The organism is Streptomyces sp. NBC_01190, from assembly GCF_045039895.1.
Taxonomy (GTDB): domain Bacteria; phylum Actinomycetota; class Actinomycetes; order Streptomycetales; family Streptomycetaceae; genus Actinacidiphila.
Map to the genome: position 1 here is coordinate 7,343,211 of NZ_CP108580.1, position 19,065 is coordinate 7,362,275.

Annotated in this window: 15 protein-coding genes; 4 read left to right on the top strand and 11 right to left on the bottom strand. The window is 72.1% G+C overall.

Annotation, left to right across the window (positions count from 1 at the left end; all coding sequences use genetic code 11):
- Window positions 1-14: 14 nt before the first annotated feature.
- From OG519_RS30905 to OG519_RS30920, 4 genes are read left to right on the top strand one after another with little or no spacing between them, the layout of a single operon-like run.
- Window positions 15-1,556 carry a GMC family oxidoreductase gene (locus OG519_RS30905; RefSeq protein WP_405590855.1) on the top strand — a complete coding sequence of 514 codons (1,542 nt, stop codon included), beginning with the start codon at window positions 15-17 and terminating at the stop codon, window positions 1,554-1,556.
- 53 nt (window positions 1,557-1,609) lie between these two features.
- The gene (locus OG519_RS30910; RefSeq protein WP_405590858.1) at window positions 1,610-3,175 is read left to right on the top strand and encodes an aldehyde dehydrogenase family protein; all 1,566 of its coding nucleotides are present in this window, start codon (window positions 1,610-1,612) and stop codon (window positions 3,173-3,175) included.
- A gap of 33 nt (window positions 3,176-3,208) precedes the next feature.
- Window positions 3,209-4,225, top strand: coding sequence for a zinc-binding dehydrogenase (locus OG519_RS30915; protein WP_405590861.1), 1,017 nt, complete (start codon window positions 3,209-3,211; stop codon window positions 4,223-4,225).
- Window positions 4,226-4,278: 53 nt separating this feature from the next.
- Window positions 4,279-5,583 (top strand): flavin-containing monooxygenase, encoded by a 1,305-nt coding sequence (locus OG519_RS30920; protein ID WP_405590864.1) that lies wholly within the window; start codon window positions 4,279-4,281, stop codon window positions 5,581-5,583.
- Between the two features lie 225 nt (window positions 5,584-5,808).
- On the opposite strand, the gene OG519_RS30925 is transcribed toward OG519_RS30920, so the two are convergent.
- The 11 genes from OG519_RS30925 to OG519_RS30975 all read right to left on the bottom strand — a co-directional run bounded on the left by OG519_RS30925 (window position 5,809) and on the right by OG519_RS30975 (window position 19,050).
- Complete coding sequence (locus tag OG519_RS30925; RefSeq protein WP_405590867.1) at window positions 5,809-7,038, bottom strand: cytochrome P450; 1,230 nt, start codon at window positions 7,036-7,038, stop codon at window positions 5,809-5,811.
- 112 nt (window positions 7,039-7,150) lie between these two features.
- The gene (locus OG519_RS30930; protein WP_405590870.1) at window positions 7,151-8,485 is read right to left on the bottom strand and encodes an MFS transporter; all 1,335 of its coding nucleotides are present in this window, start codon (window positions 8,483-8,485) and stop codon (window positions 7,151-7,153) included.
- Window positions 8,486-8,614: 129 nt separating this feature from the next.
- Window positions 8,615-10,321 (bottom strand): AMP-binding protein, encoded by a 1,707-nt coding sequence (locus OG519_RS30935; protein ID WP_405590873.1) that lies wholly within the window; start codon window positions 10,319-10,321, stop codon window positions 8,615-8,617.
- 5 nt (window positions 10,322-10,326) lie between these two features.
- The gene (locus OG519_RS30940; RefSeq protein WP_405590876.1) at window positions 10,327-11,127 is read right to left on the bottom strand and encodes an enoyl-CoA hydratase/isomerase family protein; all 801 of its coding nucleotides are present in this window, start codon (window positions 11,125-11,127) and stop codon (window positions 10,327-10,329) included.
- The gene (locus OG519_RS30945) at window positions 11,124-11,867 is read right to left on the bottom strand and encodes an SDR family NAD(P)-dependent oxidoreductase (protein WP_405590878.1); all 744 of its coding nucleotides are present in this window, start codon (window positions 11,865-11,867) and stop codon (window positions 11,124-11,126) included. Before OG519_RS30945 ends, OG519_RS30940 begins: the two co-directional genes overlap by 4 nt.
- On the bottom strand, window positions 11,854-12,354 hold the full coding sequence (locus tag OG519_RS30950; RefSeq protein ID WP_405590881.1) for an iron-sulfur cluster assembly protein: 501 nt from the start codon (window positions 12,352-12,354) through the stop codon (window positions 11,854-11,856). Before OG519_RS30950 ends, OG519_RS30945 begins: the two co-directional genes overlap by 14 nt.
- On the bottom strand, window positions 12,351-13,493 hold the full coding sequence (locus tag OG519_RS30955) for a Phenylacetic acid catabolic protein (protein WP_405590884.1): 1,143 nt from the start codon (window positions 13,491-13,493) through the stop codon (window positions 12,351-12,353). Before OG519_RS30955 ends, OG519_RS30950 begins: the two co-directional genes overlap by 4 nt.
- A complete protein-coding gene (locus OG519_RS30960) occupies window positions 13,494-14,381 on the bottom strand; it encodes a Phenylacetic acid catabolic protein (protein WP_405590887.1) in 888 nt (295 codons plus the stop codon). It lies immediately after the preceding gene.
- A gap of 63 nt (window positions 14,382-14,444) precedes the next feature.
- Window positions 14,445-15,437 (bottom strand): 3-oxoacyl-ACP synthase III family protein, encoded by a 993-nt coding sequence (locus OG519_RS30965; RefSeq protein WP_405590889.1) that lies wholly within the window; start codon window positions 15,435-15,437, stop codon window positions 14,445-14,447.
- A complete protein-coding gene (locus OG519_RS30970) occupies window positions 15,437-16,480 on the bottom strand; it encodes a ketoacyl-ACP synthase III family protein (RefSeq protein ID WP_405590892.1) in 1,044 nt (347 codons plus the stop codon). The genes OG519_RS30965 and OG519_RS30970 overlap by 1 nt, the downstream gene beginning before the upstream one ends.
- Window positions 16,481-17,589: 1,109 nt before the next feature.
- Window positions 17,590-19,050, bottom strand: a complete 1,461-nt coding sequence (locus OG519_RS30975; RefSeq protein WP_405590895.1) for an MFS transporter — start codon at window positions 19,048-19,050, stop codon at window positions 17,590-17,592.
- Window positions 19,051-19,065 lie beyond the last annotated feature (15 nt).

Genomic DNA, 19,065 nt, shown 5'->3' on the forward strand with positions numbered 1-19,065 from the left:
TGTAGGCACCCGCCATGACCTACGACGTGATCGTGATCGGCGGCGGAGCCGCGGGCTGCGTCCTCGCCAACCGGCTGAGCGCGGACGCGCGGCGCACGGTCCTGCTCCTGGAGGCGGGACCCGACTTCGCCACCACCGGCGACCTCCCGCCGGACATCAAGGACGCCACATACGCGCCCTACTCCTACGACTGGGGATACCACTCGGTCCCCGACGCCTTCGGAAACCGGCTGCCGGTCCCCCGGGGCCGCGTCATCGGCGGCTCCTCCTCGGTCAACGTCTGCGTCGCCATGCGGGCCCGGCCCTCGGACCACGACACGTGGGCCGAGCTGGCCGGCCCCGAGTGGGGCTTCGCGCGGATGCTGCCCCTGTACCAGGAGATGGAGCACTACCCGTACGGAGAGGAGAAATACCACGGCCTCGGCGGCCCCTACCGCATGACGCTGGGCGCCCCGGAGGACCTCGGGCAGCACGTCCTCGCCGCCGGAGAGGCGAGCGCGCGCCTCGGACACCCCGAGGTCGCCGACTTCAACGCGCCCGGCCCGGCCGGATTCTCCCGCACCCCGCTCAGCGCCGCCGACGGCATCCGGCTGAGCACGGCGATCGGCTACCTCAACCCCGTGCGGCACCGGCCCAATCTGCAAGTGCGCGGCGAGGCGCTGGTCGACCGGGTACTCTTCCGCGGCACCCGGGCCAGGGGGGTGCGGCTCGCCACCGGGGAGGAGATCCCCGCCCGGCACGTCGTGCTCAGCGCCGGCGCCTACAACTCGCCCGCGATCGCGCTGCGTTCGGGTATCGGCGACCGCGCGGAACTGGCCGCGCTCGGCATCGGCGTGCTGGCCGACGTGCCGGGGGTGGGGCACGGCCTCACCGACCATCCCGCCTACTGGAACATCTACGCGGCCAAGCCGCCGCCGGCGCCGGCGCGCTCGGTGTTCGGCAGCGTCCTCAGCGTCGCCACCGGGCCGGACGAGCCCGACTTCGACGTGCAGATCCTGCCGTCGGCCGCGGTGCCGGCCGGCAGCCTGCCCGAGCAGTTCGTGCCCCGGGCGACGGAGCATCCCACAGGCTGGGACATGGTCTTCTTCGTCTCCTGCGTCCAGCCCCGCTCACGGGGGAGCGTACGGCTGTCGTCGGCCGACCCCGAGGACGCGCCGACGATCGACCTCGGCCTGTACACGGCCGCGGACGACGCGGAACGGGTCGCCGACGGAGTACGCCTGGCCCGCCGGATCGCCCGCACCCGCCCGCTGGCCGACCTGCTGGTCGACGAGCGGGTGCCGGGCCCGGACATCAGCGACCGGGAACTGGCCGACACGATCCGCCGGGCGCCGGCCCTCTACAACCACGGCAGCTCCACGATGCGGATGGGCCGGCCCGACGACCCGGCCGCCGTGGTGGACGCCGACGGCGCCGTGCGCGGGGTCCAGGGACTGACCGTCGCGGACGCCTCGGTGTTCCCGGCGATGCCCCGGGTCGCCACCAACGTCCCGGCCATCGTGGTCGCCGAGCGGATCGCCTCGGTCCTGCGCGAACGACTCGCGCCGCACAACTGAGCCTCACCACCCAGCGAAAGCCGGCGCACCCGGCACGATGTCAGGAGAATCCCATGACCATAGCGACCGAAATGACCGTAGCGACCACAGTGACCACAGTGACCGCGGTGACCGCGGTGAGCGAGATTCTGGCGGATCACGACACCGTACCCGTGCTGCGCACCCGCTGGTCGTCGCAGGACGAGGCGGAGCGGTTCACCGTGGACGACCCGGCGACCGGCAAGCCCCTGGTGGTCGTCCAGGGCGCCGGCGCCGATCAGGTGGACCAGGCGGTCAGGGCCGCCCACGCGGCCCACTTCGGGTGGAAGGCCCGCACCCCGCGCGAGCGCGGCAAGTGGCTGTGGAAGGTCGCCCAGGTGATCCGCGAGCACGCCGACGAGATCGCCGCGCTGGAGTCCAGCGACAACGGCAAGCCGTACTCCCAGGCCCGCCAGTTCGACCTGGAGGGGGCGGTCACCATCTTCGAGATGTTCGCCGGCATGTGCGAGGCGATGCCCGGCCAGGTCCGCGACGCCGGCAGCATGCTCGACGTCACGGTGCGCGAACCCTTCGGCGTGGTCGGCGCCATCGTGCCGTTCAACTGGCCGCCGCTGCACACCGCCGGAAAGCTCGCCCCCGCGCTGGCGGCGGGAAACGCCGTCGTCATGAAGCCACCGGAGCAGGCGCCGCTGTCGGTGCTGCGCATCGCCGAGCTGGTCCGTTCCGTGCTCCCGGACGACGTCGTGCACATCGTGCCCGGCGGCGGGCAGACCGGCGCCAGCCTGGCCGGGCACAAGCTGGTCGGCAAGATCTCCTTCACCGGCGCGCCCACCACCGGCCAGGCGGTGGTCAAGACGGCCGCTGACAACCTCACGCCGACGCTGCTGGAGCTCGGCGGCAAGAACGCCCTGATGATCTTCGAGGACGCGGACCTGGAGTCGGCCCTGCCCTGGGCGGTGGAGGGCGGCTACTTCAACCAGGGCGAGGCCTGCACCGCCGCCTCACGCGTCCTGGTCCACGCCGACCTCCACGACGAGGTGGCCCGGCGGCTGGCGTCCGCCGTCCGGCGGCTGAAGGTCGGCGCCGGCTCCGACGCGGGCACCCACGTCGGCCCGCTGGTGAGCCCGGCGCAGCGGCAGCGGGTGCTCGACTACCTCGACATCGGCGTCCGCGAGGGCGCCACGATCGCCGCGCAGGCCCCGCTGCCCACCGACCCGGACCTGGCCGGCGGCTTCTACGCGCCGCCGACCCTGTTCACCGGTGTCACCCCCGACATGCGGATCGCCCAGGAGGAGATCTTCGGCCCTGTGGTGGTCCTGATCCCCTTCCGTGACGAGGCCGAGGCGGTCCGGATCGCCAACGGCACCGATTTCGGCCTGGTCGCCGGCGTGTTCACCCGCGACTCCGAGCGCGCCCTGCGGGTCAGCCGTGAGCTGCGGGCCGGCATCGTGTTCGTCAACCACTACAACCGCGCTTTCACCGGCACGCCGTTCGGCGGGGTGGGCGCCAGCGGATACGGTCGCGAACACGCCCTGGAGACGTTGCAGGAGTACAGCTTCAGCCGGAGCCTGCGGCTGCCCTCCGGCCGTGAGCAGATCCCCCGCTGGGCACCGTCTCTCGACGTCGTCGACGAGGCCTGACCGGCATCCGCACAACAGGCAAGGTGGTTCGAAGTGAGTACGACGATGCGCGCCGCGGTCTGCGTCGGGGCGGGCGGCCCCGAGGTCCTGGAGATCCGCGAGCTGCCGGTCCCGCGGGTCCGCGACGGCTGGAGCCTGGTACGGGTGGAAGGCGCGGGACTGAACCGCTCGGAGCTGAGGACCCGTCAGGGTCACTCGCCGGGCGTCACCTTCCCCCGGGTGCTCGGCATCGAGTGCGTGGGAACCGTGGCCGTCTCCACCGACCCCCGGCTGCCGGCCGGGGTCACCGTCGCCGCGGTGATGGGGGAGATGGGCCGCGCGTTCGACGGCGGGTACGCGCAGTACGCGCTGCTGCCGAACGCGCTGCTGATGCCGGTCACCACCAGTCTGCCCTGGGAGGTGCTGGCCGCGCTGCCGGAGACCTACCTGACCGCGCGCGGTTCCCTGGACGCGCTGGGCATCGCCCCCGGCGGGAAGCTGCTGATCCGCGGCGGCACCTCCTCGGTGGGGATGGCGGCGGCCCAGATCGCGGCCGCCCACGGCGTCGAGACCGCGGCCACCACCCGGCGCGAGGAGAAGGCCGAGGCGCTGACCGCGGCCGGTGTCGACCACGTCGTCCTGGACGAGGGAGGGTCACTGGCGGCGAGCGTGCGCGCGCTGTGGCCGGACGGACCCGACGACGTGCTGGACCTCGTGGGGACCAGCACCGTGCTGGACTCGCTGCGGCTGGTGCGCCGCGGCGGGACCGTGTGTGTGTCGGGCTCGCTCAGCGGCTGGCTGATCCCCGACTTCGAACCCATCGCCATGATCCCGACCGGGACCAGGCTCACCGCCTTCCACAGCGACACACTCAAGGGCGACACCGGCCGGGGGCTGCTGCAACGGATCGTGGACGAGGTCGAGGCGGGCGTCTACCGGCCCAACCTCGACCGGGTCTTCGCCCTGGACGGCATCGTGGCCGCCCACCGCCGGATGGAGGCGGACCAGGCGACCGGCAAGACCGTGGTGCTGCCCTGGGCCGACGCCGCCGGCGGTCCGACCGGCGGATGACGCACCACCGCGTGACCGGAAATCCACTTACTCTGCGGATCAGGAGCGCTGACATGGGGACCGAGTTCATCGAGACCGCCGTTGTCGGAGGGGGCCAGCAAGGATGCTCGGTCGCTGGTTCACTCGCCCGGCTCGGCTACCGGGCGGTGGTCTTCGAACGGGGGGAGACCGGCCAGACCTGGGCCAGGGAACGCTGGGAGAGCCTGCGCGTCAACACACCCAACCGGACCGTCACCTTTCCCGGCATGCCCTACGACGGGGACGACCCCGAGGGGTACATGCCGGCCACCGAGGTCGCCCAGCGCCTGCGGCGTTATGTGGCCGAGGTGGGCGTCGACGTGCGCGAGCACACGGCTGTGCGGGCGGTCGAGGCACCCGTCGACGACCCCCTCCACCCGGACGCGCGCTTCCGGCTCCACCTGGAGAACGGCGACACCGTCGAGTCCCGCAACGTCGTCGCCGCCCTGGGCGGCTACTCCTCGCCGCGCCTGCCGGAGCTGACCGCCCGGATCGACCCGTCGGTCACGCAGCTGCACACCCGCTACTACCGCGACCCGCGGTCTCTGCCCCCCGGCGCGGTGCTCGTCGTGGGCTCGGGGAACAGCGGCCAGCAGATCGCCGAGGACCTGCGCGACGCCGGCCGGCAGGTGTACCTCGCGGTCGGCAAGCACAAGACCTCGCCCCGCCGCTACCGGGGGGCCCAGATCCTGGACTGGCTGCAACTGCTGCCGCTCGAAGGCAACCTGGAGTCGGCGTCCGGCGGACGCGGCGAGTCGCCGGTCCTGCCCGGCGTGTCCGTGCTCAGCGGCAAGGCCGGCGGCCGGGAACTCAGCCTGACCGTACTGGCCGGAAAGGGTGTCACCCTCGTCGGCACCGTCCGCGGCGCGCGGGGCGGGATCCTGCTGCTGGAGGACAACGTCCGGGCGGTGGCCCAGGCCGCGGCCCGCGCGGAGAGCGAACTCCTGCGGGCGATCGACACCGCGATAGAACAGCACGGCCTGGTCGTCCCCGAGGCCACCCCCGTACCCGCCTTCGACGCCTCGCTGTTCGCGGACTACGGGGACAGGCTGGACCTGGCCGCCCACCACATCACGACGATCGTCTGGGCCACCGGATTCGTACCCGACTACGGGATCCTGCCCCCGTCGGCACTCGACGACAACGGCATGCCGGTGCACCGCGCGGGGACCGGCGTCCTGCCGGGGCTGTACTACGCGGGGCTGCCGGAAGGCGGATCCGTGATGCCGCTGCTCATCGCCTCCAGCCGGGGCCAGGCCGAGCGGGTCGCCCGGGGGATCCACCTGGACAACACCCTGCGCCACCGCTCACCCGCGGCGCTCGGCCAGCTCTGGACATAAGCACCGATCCCTCATACGGCGTGCGGGGCACGGGTCTTGGACCCGTGCCCCGCACGCCGTGTGCGTCCCGGCCGGTCCGCCGCCGCGGGCGGCCGGGATCGCACCTCGCCGGCCCGGGCGCGTACGCGGCGGGAGCGCGGTGCGGGAGGACAGCGCGAGCCGGCCTCGCGCCGGGCCTTCGGCAGGCCCGGCGCGAGGCCGGCGGACGGGCGGGTGGTGCGGAGGTCACACCGGGCGGGGGATGATCTCCAGGCTCGCCGGGCCGTTGATGATGAACGAGTTGATCCGGGCGGGGCGTTGCTCGGGGTGGGCGAGGACCGCATCGGGGAAGCGTTCGAACAGGGTGGTCAGGGCGATGCCCGCCTCCAGGCGGGCGAGGTGGGCGCCGAGGCAGAAATGGGGTCCGTGGCCGAACGCGAGGTGTTCTTTGCCGGCCCGGGTGGGGTCGAAGCTCTCCGGGCGGTCCGGGTGGAGCTCCGGGTCGCGTCCGGCGGCCGCGAAGCCGACGGTGATCGCGTCGCCCTTGCGGATGATGACGCCTTCGCCGAGGTCGATGTCCTCCAGGGCGCAGCGCATCGGAATGTGCATGATCGGTCCGTCGATCCGCAGGGTCTCCTCGACGACGTCCTGCCAGCCGATGGTCCCCTCGTGGATCCGGGCGAGGTTCTCGGGGTGGGTGAGCACGGCCTGGACGGCGCTGGTGATGAGGTTGACGGTGGTCTCGTAACCCGCGCCGATCATGAGGAAGAGAGTGCCGAGCAGGACGTCGTCCGACATCGGCTCCTCGCCGGGGTCGGACGGCAGGAGCAGGTCACTGGTCAGGTCGGTCGCCGGGTGTTCCCGCTTGTACCGCAGCAACTCGCCGAGCCGGTCGTACAGTTCGGTGAGGGCCGCCTGCGAGTCCGCCGGGTCGAGCGAGGAGTCGAGCACCGCGTCGATCCCGGTGCCGACCTTCGCGCGCAGGTGGTCGGGGACGCCGAACAGATCGCAGATGACGGTTATGGTCAGCGGCAGCGCCAGTGCTTGGCGCACATCGGCGCCGGCCCCGGGCGGCAGCGCGGCCAGCGCATCGACCAGGCGGTCCGCGGTCGCCTGCACCTGCGGCCGCATCTGTTCGACGTGCCGCGGTGAGAACGTGGGGGCGACGCGGCGCCGGGAGGTGCGGTGCTCCTCGCCGTAGAAGTTGAAGAAGCTCTGCTGCAAGGCGAGGGGAGCGAGCGACCAGCCCTCGGGCATGTCGGCCACCCCGGGCCAGTGCCGGCGGGAGTCGCGCGAGACGCGCGGGTCGTTGGTCAGCGCCTGGATGACGCTGTGCCGGGTGACCGCCCAGGCGTGGACGGGCCCGGGAAGCTCCACCAGCACCGCCGGCCGCGCGCGCAACGCGGCGGCCTCGGCGTGCATCGCACGGCCGGTGGGATCGAGAACGGGACACCTGAGAACGGACGGGGACGCCATGCGATTCTCCCTCGTTGGACATGGCACCGAGCCTCCGGCGGTTTCGCGGCTTCCGGCGGTTTCGGTGTTTCCGGTACTTTCGGTGCTTCCGGCGCTTCGGCTGCTGAGCGGGCTAGCCCCTGGCGGTGGTGATCTCGGCAGGCGTGGCCCGGATCGGCAGGTCGACCAGTTCGACGACGCGCTGGGGGACGGCGCTCTCGGCGTACTCGCGCAGGAATCGGGACGCGACGAGACCGATCACGCCCGCGGCCGCCATGTAGATCGCGATCGGCGTCCAGGTGTGGTACCTGCTGAGCAGCGCCGTGGCGATGATCGGGCTGACGGCGCCACCGAGCAGGCCGCCCACGTTGTAGCTGATGGACATCCCGGAATAGCGCAGCACCGTGGGGAACAGCTCCGGAAGGTACGTCCCCTGTGCGCCGTAGTTCGCCGCGAATCCGGCGAACAGCAGCAGGAAACCGAGCGCCATCAGCGGGAAGGACCTGGTGTCGAACAGCGGGAACCAGGCGAACGGGGCCAGCGTCATGACGGCGATGCCGCCGACGAAGACCGCCTTGCGGTTGTACCGGTCACCCAGCCGGCCGAAGAACGGCATGGCGAAGATCAGGAAGACGCACGCCGTGACGAGCAGCGTCAGCATGACGGACCGGCTCACGCCGATGCTCGCACCGTATTTGAGCGAGAACACCGACCCGAGGTAGAAGACCAGGAACGTGGGGAGCAGGGAGAGCGACGCGGACAAGGTGATCAGTCCGTGCCGCGACACGACGTCCAACGCCGGCCTGGTCCTGACCGCACCCTCGGCTTTCGACTGCGCGAACTCGGGGGTCTCGGTGAGCCGCAGGCGGACGTGGAGCGCGACGCCCACGAGCACGGCGCTGAAGAGGAACGGCAGCCGCCACGCCCACGACAGCACCTGCTGGTCGGGCAGGAGGGTGACGAGCAGCAGGACGCCGTTGGCCAGCAGCAGACCCCAGGCGTTACCGGTGCCGACGATGCCGGTGAGGAACCCCCGCCGGTTCGGCTGAGCGCTCTCCAGCGCCATCAGGAATCCACCGCTCGACTCGCCGCCGAGTGAGCACCCCTGGATGAACCGCAGGGTCGTCAGCAGGATCGGGGCGGCCACGCCGATGGTCCGATAGGTGGGCAGCAGACCGATCAGGACGGTCGCGCCACCCATCACGACGAGCGTGGTGACCAGGGTCTTCTTGCGGCCGATCCGGTCGCCGAAGTGCCCGAAGAAGAAGGCGCCGAGCGGTCTTCCCACGAAGGCGACCGCGAAGGTCGACAGGGACAGCAGCGTGCCGGTGGTGGGGTCGAACGAGGGGAAGAACAGTTTGCCGAAGTAGAGCGACGAGAACGAACCGTAGACGAGGAACTCGTAGAACTCGATGCTGTTCCCGATGAGGCTGCTCAGTACGGCTCTTCTTCGCTGCCCGACGCTCATGGTGACGGCATTCATTACGCCTCCGAGGCTGGTTGGTGGACGGTGACCTGGGTGAGCGGGCCGCGCACGCGGCATGTACGCCGGCGGCAGGGCCCGCTCACCCATCGCGTGAAGTGCGCCTGAGAGCACCTAGTTCTGGAAGTCCTCCTCCCACCACTCCTGCGCCGACCGGGAACTGCGCTGGGCTTCCTGCCGCCGCAGTTCGGCACGCTGGGTCTTGCCGGAGACGGTGGTCTTGGGCAGCTCGGCGAACTCGATGCGGCGGATGCGCTTGTACGGTGCGAGGTGTTCGCGGGCGTGCGCGAGGATGTGCCGCGCGGTCTGGGCTTCCGGCCGGTAGCCGGCCGCGAGCGCCACATACGCCTTGGGCACGGCCAGGCGCAGCGGTTCGGGTGAGGGCACCACCGCCGCGTCCTGGACGGCCGGGTGCTGCAACAGCACGCTCTCCAGCTCGAAGGGGGATATCCGGTAGTCCGATGCCTTGAAGACGTCGTCGCCGCGCCCCAGATAGGTGTAGCGGCCGTCGGCGTCCCGGACGGCGAAGTCACCGGTGCGGTAGTAGCCGTCGCGCATACTGCGTGCGGTCGCCTCGGCATCGCCGAGATACCCGCTCATCAGGCCGAGCGGCCCGGCCGAAAGCGGCAGGCAGATCTCACCCTCCGCGGAGCTGCCCTCGACCGGTGCGCCGGTGTGCGGGTCGAGCAGCGTCACCTCGTAGCCCGGCAGCGCCCAGCCCAGGGTCCCGTCGCCGTTCGGCATCCCCGGCGGATTGCCGATCGAGGCGGTGGTCTCGGTCTGCCCGTAGCCGTCCCGTACCGTGATCCCCCACGCCTCGCGGACCCGGCGCACCACCTCCGAGTTCAGCGGTTCCCCGGCGGCCACCGCCTCGCGCAGCGACATCGGCAGCCGGGTGAGGTCTTCCTGGAGCAGGCTCCGCCAGACGGTGGCCGGCGCGCAGAACGAGGTCACCGCGCAGCGCGACATCATCTCCAGCAGCGGACGCGCGGCGAACCGCGGCTGGTTGACGATCATGACCGTCGCCTGTGCGTTCCAGGGGGAGAACAGGTTGCTCCAGGCCCATTTCCCCCAGCCGGGCGAGGAGATGTTGAGGTGCACGTCGCCGGGGCGCAGGCCGAGCCAGTACATGGTCGACAGGTGGCCGATCGGGTAGCTCACACTCGTGTGCCCGACCATCTTGGGAAGGGAGGTCGTGCCCGAGGTGAAGTAGATGAGCGACAGATCCTCGGGCCCGGTCCGCACCGCCTCCCGGAGCGGTTCGGCGGCATAGGCCTGCCGGTAGTCCCGCCAGCCGGGAACCGGGCCCCCGACGGCGATGCGCGTCCAGCTTCCGCCCAGCTCGGCGAGCTTGGGGGTGAGGTCGGCCTCGGCGATGACATGGGTCACCCCGCCGCGTTCCAGCCGGTCGGCCAGGTCGGCGGGCGTGAGCTGGACGGCGGTGGGGATCACCGTGCAGCCCAGCCGGAACGCGGCCAGCACGGACTCCCACAGTTCCACCCGGTTGGGGAGCATCAGCAGGATGCGGTCCCCGCGCCGTACGCCGGCCGACCGCAGCCAACGGGCGACCCGCTGGGAGCGCTCGGCCAGCTCGGCGAAGCTCAACGCGGTGTCGGCGAGGACCGCCCCCTGCTTGTCCAGGTCGACCACGCGCAGCGCGGTGGCGTGGTTCCCGTCGGCGATGGCGTCGAACCAGTCCTCGACCCAGTTGAAGGTCTCGCCGATCTCGGGCCGGGGAAAGGCCCGGGCCCGCGGCAGGTCGCCGTAGGAAGACAGCAGGTGGTCGCGGGCGCGCCGGAACTCGTCGGTCGCTCTGGTCATGGTGATTACCTCCCGTTGAAGGTCGCGCGGCCGGGCCCGTCGGCGGCGAACCGCCGCATGCCGGTCATCCGGTCCTCGGTGGCGAACAGTGCGGCGAACAGCGACCGTTCGACCGCGAGCCCGGCGGCCAGATCGGTCGCCAGGCCCTGGTCGATGGCGGTCTTGGCGGCGTGCAGGGCCAGTGCGGGGCCCTTCTCGAAGCGCCGCGCCCAGCGCAGTGCGGTCTCCAGCACCTCGCCGGTCGGCGTGACCTGGTCCACCAGGCCCATCTCCAGCGCCTCGTCCGCGCCGATCTGACGTCCGGTGAAGATCAGTTCCTTGGCCTTGGCCGGGCCGACCAGCCGGGGCAGCCGCTGGGTGCCGCCCGCTCCCGGGATGACACCGAGCAGGACTTCGGGGAGGCCGAGGCGCGCCTCGCTGCCGCAGACGCGCGCGTCGGCGGTCAGGGCCAGCTCGCAGCCGCCGCCGAGAGCCGGTCCGTTGATCGCGGCCACCACCGGCTTGGGGATGGCCGCGACCGCGTCGAAGGCGCCCTGGAGCACGGCCGCGTGCGCGACCATCTCGGCGTGCGTCATCGCGGCCATTTCCTTGATGTCGGCCCCGGCGGAGAAGGCCCTGGGGCCGCCGTAGACGACCACCGCGCGGACCCGCTCGTCGGTCGCGGCCTGCTCGGCGGCGCGGCGCATCGCGACCTGGGTCGTACGGTCGAGCACGTTGAGCGGCGGCCGGTCCAGCCGCAGGACGCCCACCGCTCCGTCGATGTCCAGCCGCACGGCGGGGAGTTCCACCGCGGGGACGGTCGTCATGACCACAGCAGACCTCCGTTGACTTCCAGTACGTGGCCGTTGACGTAACTGGACTCGGCGCCGGCCAGGAAGACCGCCGCGTCGGCGGCTTCCTCGGCGCGGCCGGGCCGGCCGAGCGCCAGCCTGGTCTTGTAGCGCGACCAGACCCGGTCGTTGGCGGTGAGCTGCTGGCCCATCCCCTCGTCGAGGATGCCCGGGGCCAGGGAGTTGACGAGGATGCCGCGGGGCGCGAGCTCGATCGCGCTGACCCGGGTGAACATCTCCACCGCGGCCTTGGTGGCGCAGTATCCGGCGGCTCCGACGGCGACCCGGGTCGCCATGCTGGAGGAGACGTTGACGATCCGGCCGGCCGGGCTGCGTTCCAGGTAGGGAACGGCGGCCTGGGTGCAGAGGAAGACCCCGGTGAGATTGGTGGCCACCATGTCCCGCCAGTCGGTGACCGGCAGCCGGTCCACCCGCCCGTCCCGGCTCACACCGGCGTTGGCCACCAGGATGTCGATACCGCCGAAGCGCTCGGCGGCCTCGGCCATCAGCCCGGCGACCGAATCGTCACTGGTGACGTCGACCGGGACGTAGGCGCCGCGGCCGGGTGCGAGGTCGAGAACCTCCTTGATGTCATAGGGGTTGCGGGCGGCGCAGACCACCTGCGCACCCTCCAGCAGGTAGCGTTCCGCGATCGCCCGGCCAAGGCCCCGGGTGCCCCCGGTTATCACGGCGGTCTTCCCGCTAAGTCGCATCATGATCCTCCTTGCGTCGCGTCGGGTGGAGGGAGAGCACGGCCGAGCAGCCGGCCGTACCGATCACGTCGAAGAGCGAGCCGCAGCCGCGGCAGTCGTAGGGCACCTTGCACACCGCACCGCCGAACCGGCCGGCCCGCACGACGTCGTCGCCGCCGCAGTACGGGCACTGGGGAGCGGCGCCCGCCACCCGGTAGCCGCCCTTCCGCAGCGCGTCCCGGCCGGCTGGGGTCACCGCCGTGGGCTGCCACGCGCCGCGCTCCCACATGATCTCGATCTCGTGTCCCGGCGCCGCGTCGGTGAGCGCGGACCGCACCCGCCGGGCGATCTCGCCGAGGGCGGGGCAGCCGAGCCGGGTGGGGGTCAGGCTGACCTCGATCCGGCTGCCGGTCAGCGACACCGACCGCAGCACTCCGAGGTCGCGCAAGCTCACGTCGATCTCCGGATCGGAGACGCCGGCGACCACGTCGGCGAGCTGGTCGGCGTTCAATTGAACACCCCCGGTGCGTAGTCGTCACGGACCACCCGGCCGCGGGCGAGGGAGTGGGCGAGCGCGCTCCCGCCCAACCCCGGGGTCCGCGCCAGCGGGCGGTCCGGCAGGCGCGATCCGGGCCCGCCGTTGTCGCTGACCAGCGCGGCGAGCCGCTCGTGCAGCGTCACGGCCAGCGCCGAATCGGCGGGCAGCGCGTCCATCAACGCTCCCTGCGGCCCGGCACCGAACATGTCGCCCGCGGACTCGGTCACCTCGGCCCAGGCACGGCTGAACTCCGCCCGGGTCTCGGGCCAGGCGGCCAGCGCCCGCGCCCACCGCTGCCAGTGGTCCAGATGGACCAGTTGCTCCTCCCGGATGGCGGCGATCGCGGGCAACGGCGCCGCGCCGGTCTCGACCGCCGAGGTCTGCTCGGCGAGTACGGTGACGGCCACCGCGATCACCAGCCCGAAGGCCACCGTGGACGGCCAGTCGGTGAGCCGCTCGATGGCGCGCGACACCTGCCACCGCGGCTGCTCCCGGTCGAAGAACCGGGCATCGACAGCGGCCTGGTCGAAGCCGCACAGCTCCAGGATCGTCCCGGCGTGCGCCAGCGCCTCCTGCCCGATCGAGCCGACCGCCAGCGCCTCCTCCAGGTCGATGTAGTCGCAGATGCGGTCGCCCAGCCGGTTGCCCAGGACGAACAGGTCGTCGGCGAGCGCCAGCCACAGGTCGCGGAGCCCGGGATCGCCGACCCCGCGCGAGTCGGCACGGCGCGAGTCGGCACGGCGCGAGTCGGCACGGCGCGAGTCGGCACTGGGCTCGGACCCGCCGAGGTCGCCACGCTCCGGCGCGGCGGCGACCTCGGGCTGAGCGGAGCGGTCGCGGCGGCGTGCGGTGGGGAAGCCGGGCTGGCGGTGCGGCATCCGCGTCTTGGCGGCGAGCAGGTCCCGGTCCTCCGCACTGGAGACGATCATGTCGGTGCGGCGGACCACCCAGAGGGTGACGAGGTCGTCGCGGCGCCCGTAGGTCTCCTTGGCCAGGTGCCAGGCGGCGTCCCGGCGCGGTGAGACGATGGAGCCGGCATGGTGGAGCGCCGTGCTGGAGCCGCTCTGCGTGAACACCTCGTAGACGTCGGTGTCGGTCGGGATGTGCGGCATTCACGCCACCCCCCGCAGCGCGCGCCGGTACCGCGCATTGCGGTCAAGGGAGTTCTTCACCCAGTCCAGCCGCATCTGCGACGACGGTCCGCCGTTCGCGATCAGCTTCTTCACCGCGGCCCAGTCGGGCATCGCGAACTCCCATGCGCCCGAGGGCGCCTGACGGACCAATGCCGGATCCACGTGCACACCGAGCTTCCGGAACACCGGGATGATCTTGTTCAGCCAGGTCTGGCGCACCGTGTCGTTGCTGTCCGGCTTCATGCCGAGCTGCCACATGCGGTTGGTGTGCAGGGTGTCGGTGTCGGGCGGCCCGAGGTAGATCAGTATCCGGGGCAGCCACAGCTCGAACGCCTCCTGCACCCGGCGGCGCTGCTCGGCGGTCCCGTGGGTCATCACCTCGTGGGTCAGGTCCAACGCGTGCTGGTAGTGGAAGGACTCCTCGCGTTCGACCTTGCGCAGCGCCCGGGAGTACGGCAGGTACACGCCCTTGGCCAGGGACTGGAACTGGCAGATCGCGGCCGAGTTGGTCAGGAGCAGCCCGGTGCCGAGCTCCTCCCAGGTCGCGAAGGAGAAGTGGAAGATGTTGTGCAGCTTGGTGCGGCCCTCGAGGTAGTCGGTGAAGATCTGTTCGCGCGGCATGCCCAGGTCCTCGGCGACACGTGCGACCGCGTGCCCGTGGCCGACCTCGTCCTGGATCTTGGCCATGAGCATCTGCCGCCTGGTGTGGCCGGGCGCGCGGTCCAGCCACTCGACGTACTGGAGCACGCCCACCAGCTCGTTGAGCGCCTGTACGCCGGCGAACCGCCGAGCGCCCTCTCGCACCTCATCGGGCATCGGATCCCACAGCTCGTAGCCGCGGTGCCCCACCGCAGTTGCCGTCGCCATGTTTGTCTCCTTCCGTGGAGTTCCACTTCGTTCGCTCGGGTTTTCGGTAGGTGTCCGGCCGGCTCAGTACCAGCGGACGACGACGGCCCCCGCGGTCATCCCGCCGCCCACACCGGCCAGCACCAGGCGCTCGCCGCGCCGGATGGGCCGGCGCTTGTGCTCCGCGTGCAGGGTGAGCGGGATGGAGGCCGCGGCGGTGTTGCCGAAGTGCGGTGCGGTGAGCGGCACCCGGTCGGGGTCGAGGCCGAGTTCGCGGATGCACGCCTCCACCAGGCGGGTGTTGGCCTGGTGCAGGATGAAGCGGTCCACGTCCTCCAGCCGGATGCCGGCCGAGTCGAGCGCCTCACCGACCACCTTGGGCAGGACGCGGAGCGCGTAGTCGCGTACCTCACGGCCCCGCATCCGGAACAGGTGCTCGCCCGCCTCCCGGGTCCGGGCGTCCACCGACAGGCGGGTGCCGCCCGCGGGGACCTCGACCAGGTCGCGGTGCTCGCCGTGGGTGACCAGCCGCCAGCCCAGTACGCCGTATCCGTCGGGCACCGGACCGAGCAGCACCGCCCCGGCGCCGTCGCCGAACAGGCTGACGGTGCGCCGGTCGGCGCGGTTCATCAGCGAGGAGTAGATGTCGGTACCGACCACCAGGGCGTAGTCGCTGCCCTGCCTGGCCAGCCGCGTCGACAGCATCGAGTCGGCGACCGCCAGCGCGTAGAGGAAGCCGGAACACACCGCGTTGACGTCGAAGGCCGGGATGTCGGACAGGCCGAGCTTGTTCTGCAGAATCGCCGCGGTGGAGGGCTGCGGCTGGTCGGGTGTCGAGGTGGCGACGACGATCAGTCCGAGCCGGTTCGTCGCCTCGGGCCCGACGGCCAGCGCCTCACGGGCGGCGTGCAGGGCGAGGTCGGAGGTGGCGGTACCGGGCTCCCGGTATCTGCGTTCGAGGATGCCGGTCCGCTCGACGATCCAGTTCTCGTCCGCACCGGTCCACTGGACGACCTGGGCGTTGTCGATGACCAGCGGCGGCACATGGCCGCCCAGGCCGAGAAGTCCGAGGCCCATCACACACCCGCCGCCGGTACCTGGACGACGGCGCAGGTCCAGGTCCAGGCCGCGCCGCCGCCGATCACCAACGCGACATCGCCCGGCTGGAGCAGTGCGTGATCCCGCAGGTCGGCCAGGTTCGCGAGGAAGTCCCCGCATCCCAGGTGGCCGGTGTCCGCGTGGAAGCGCAGCGCCTCCGCCTTGAGCACGTCCTCGAGTACGGGCGCGTAGATGGCGTCCAGCGGGGCCACGCCGATCCGCGGCAGCACGATGTACTTGATCCGGGGGTCGTCGAGCTCCAGTCCCGCGTCGTGCACGCTGTCCACGATCACCCGGCGGATCATCCGGCTGGCGATCTCGCCGAACTGTTCCTTGCCGTGCTCGGCCATGTAGGACTTCTTGGGGCGGCGCAGGCTGATGTACTCGTTGTGCGCCAGGGGCGCGGGGCTGAAGTCGTCGCCGTGCCGGAGCATCAGCTCGAGCTCGCCGGCGGTCGTGGTGGCCAGGGAGACGAGTGCGAAGTCGTCGGGTTCTCCGTCGGCGCGGTGCAGCAGTACCGCGGTCCCCGCGTCGCCGTAGCCCAGACCGTAGTCGCAGGACCAGCGGCGGAAGCCGGGGGGCTCGAAGCGGTCGCCGGTGGTGATGAGCGCGCCGCCGAGTCCGGGGTCGCTGGCCAGGTGCATCGCGGCCAGGTGCAAGGAGAGCGCGGCGCCGTTGCAGCCCTGGTACACGCCGTACGCCAGGGCCTCGGGGGTGCCCACCTCGTTCGCCACGAAGTGCGGGGGAGACCACATGTCATGGCCCTGGTGGTAGATCCAGGTGTGCAGCACGAGGCCCACCTTGGAGGGGTGCCAGCCCGCTCGGCTGATCGCGTCGCGGGCGGCCGCTACCGCCATCTCGGGAGCGGACAGCCGGGTCGAGACCGGCAGTCGGGTGACGCCGATCTTGTCCGCGTCCGACTGGTCCAGCTTGCCCGCCGCGATGGCGTCCTCGACGGTCTCGTGGTCCGGTGGAAACCACGAGGTCGCGGTCTTGATCCGCAGGTCGTTTGCGAATTTCATCAGGTTCCTTCGAGAGCTCGGGATCCGTGGGGAGTGCGGTTCTCCGGCAGGCGAGCGGATGCCGGGTGGAGGCCGGCGGTTCGTCTGGCCGGGGGAGATGGGCACGCCGTACCTGGCGTTGCGCGGTACGCGGTCGTCCACCATCGGGGAGCTGACACTGGCGCCCTGAGTCACCAGTGGCTTGCCGCTCAGAATCGCATACCTTCGCAGAGGTATGTAACTCCGGCGGAGGGCAGTTCTGCGGGCGCGTCCGCGGCCGTGCGGAGCCCGCGTACGCCGGCTGTTCGGGGGTGGCGTCCTGGCGGCCGTGCAAGTGTGGGACATCCCCACTTGCACAGCGGCAGCCGTCGTTCCCGGCCGGAATTCCCGGCCGGACGACGCAGGGCTGAGGAACCCATGTCCTGCCGCCGTGCCGGTCGACGGCGTGAGATACGGCAGGCGCCAGCCGGACGGAGGGGCGCGGCCGCGTGGCAGAGGTGATCGACGGGGCGGCCAGGACCGGCATCGCGCGGCTGTCGCCCAGTTGTTGGCGACCGGCCGGGCCCGGGGTCCGGGGCCGGGCCGGGGCGGCGGGCCGGGGGGCTCCGGCGACGGGCTGGGCGCGACAAGAGAAGCTTCGTCGCGGGTCGGTCCGGTGCGATCAGACCGGGCCGGACCGGGCCGGCGACGGCGGCGGCCCGGTGGACGGGGAAGCCGGCGTCTTCGTGACCGCGTTCGGTCCCGTGGACGCCTTCGGCGCCCTGGCCGCCGATCGGGGCGACCGGGGCGCCGATGAGCACCAGGTCCTGGCGCGACCGCCGGTCTGCGCCCGCGCCCGGACCCGGCACCGCGGCAGCGCCTGGGTCCGCTGGTCCACCCCGTCCTGGCGCCACGGGGTCCGGGTGAGCAGCCGGGCGGCGAGCCGTGAGTATGCCGGGCCCAGGAGAACGCCGCGCGCCCGTCAGGTCGTTCGGCTACGCGTGGCGCCCCACAGCCGTCGTGGCGCCACGCGCACCCACACGATCATCCGTATCCGCCGACGCCACGGCGTCCCCGTTCCGGCCGACCGCGTTCACCCGAGGGCGGTCGCCGCCGACGAGTGCCGGGAGGGGCGCCAGACGTCGGGCGGCCTATGAGACGGTCTCCACGACCTCCGCCGTCGCCGGCTCGGCGGGGACCGGCACGGGGGCCGGCCGGGGGTGCTTCCTGAGGCCGAGTCCGATGAAGGCACCGGCCAGCGTCGCGGCGGCGCCGACCCAGCCGGCCGTCCGCAGACCGCCGACGAGCGCGGCGGTGTCCGGGTGGTGGCCGGCGTGCGAGTTCGCCACCGCGACCAGGGCGGCCAGGCCGATGGCGCCGCCGATCTGCCGGCAGGTGGAGGCGAGAGCCGAGGCGACCCCCTGCTGGGCCGGGGCCGCGCCCGAGGACCCGACGGCGACGAAGAGCGACGGGAAGGCGAAGCCACCGCCGGCGCCCCAGATCACGACCCCCGGCAGCAGCGTCCAGTAGGAGCCGTGCGTGGACATCCCGGCGACGATCGCGGCCAGCCCGACGGCGGTGGCGACCGTGCCCCAGAAGAGTGTCGTACGAACGCCGATCCGGCCCAGCACCCGGGCGTTGAGCTTCATCGCCACCACCATGCAGGCCACGGTCGGGGGCAGGAACGCCAGCCCCGCGGCGAGCGGGCCGTAGCCGAGCCCCGTCTGCAGATAGGTGGTGAGCAGGTAGTACGTGCCGCCCGCGGAGGCCTGGAAGACGATCAGTGCCAGCATGGCGACGGTGAGGCCCCGCAGAGCGAACAGCTTCAGCGGTACCAGGGGGTCGGCGGCGCGCTTCTCGATGAAGACGAAGACGGCCAGCAGCAGCCCGCCGACGATCAGGGCGCCGGCGCCCTCGATCGAACCCCAGCCCTTGTCGGGACCGCTGACCAGGCCGAACACCAGCAGCGTCGAACCGACGGTGGCGACCAGGGCGCCGAACGGGTCAAAGCTGCGACCGCTGCCGAGCGGGCGGTCGGCGGGCAGGATCCGCGTCGCGGCGAAGGCGGCGCCCAGTGCGAGCGGGACGTTCACGTAGAAGACCCAGTTCCAGCCGAAGGCGCTGGTCAGCACGCCGCCGAGCAGGGAGCCCGCGGCCAGGCCCGCGCTGCCCATCGCGCCCCACACGGAGGTGGCCCGGTTGCGCTCGGGGCCCGGGGCGAAGGTGGTGAAGATGAGCATCAAGGTCGCCGGCGTGAGCAGCGCGCCGCCCACGCCCTGGGCCGCGCGCGAGGCCACCAGGACCCCGGCGTTCTGCGCGAGTCCGCCGGTGAGCGAGGAGAGCGCGTAGATCACCAGGCCGGTGACCAGCATGCGGCGCGGGCCGATCCGGTCGACCGCGCGGCCTCCGAACAGCAGCAGCCCGCCGAGCGCGACCGCGTAGGCGCTGACCACCCACTGGAGCGACTGCGCGGAGAAGCCGAGTTGGCTGCCGATGTCCGGCAGCGCCACGTAGACGATGTTGTAGTCGATGGTGACGATGAACTGGATGAACGCCAGCAGGGCGAGTGTGTACCCGGCCCACCGTGGTGATCGGGTCTCTAACGTGGTCATGGCGTGGTTACTTCC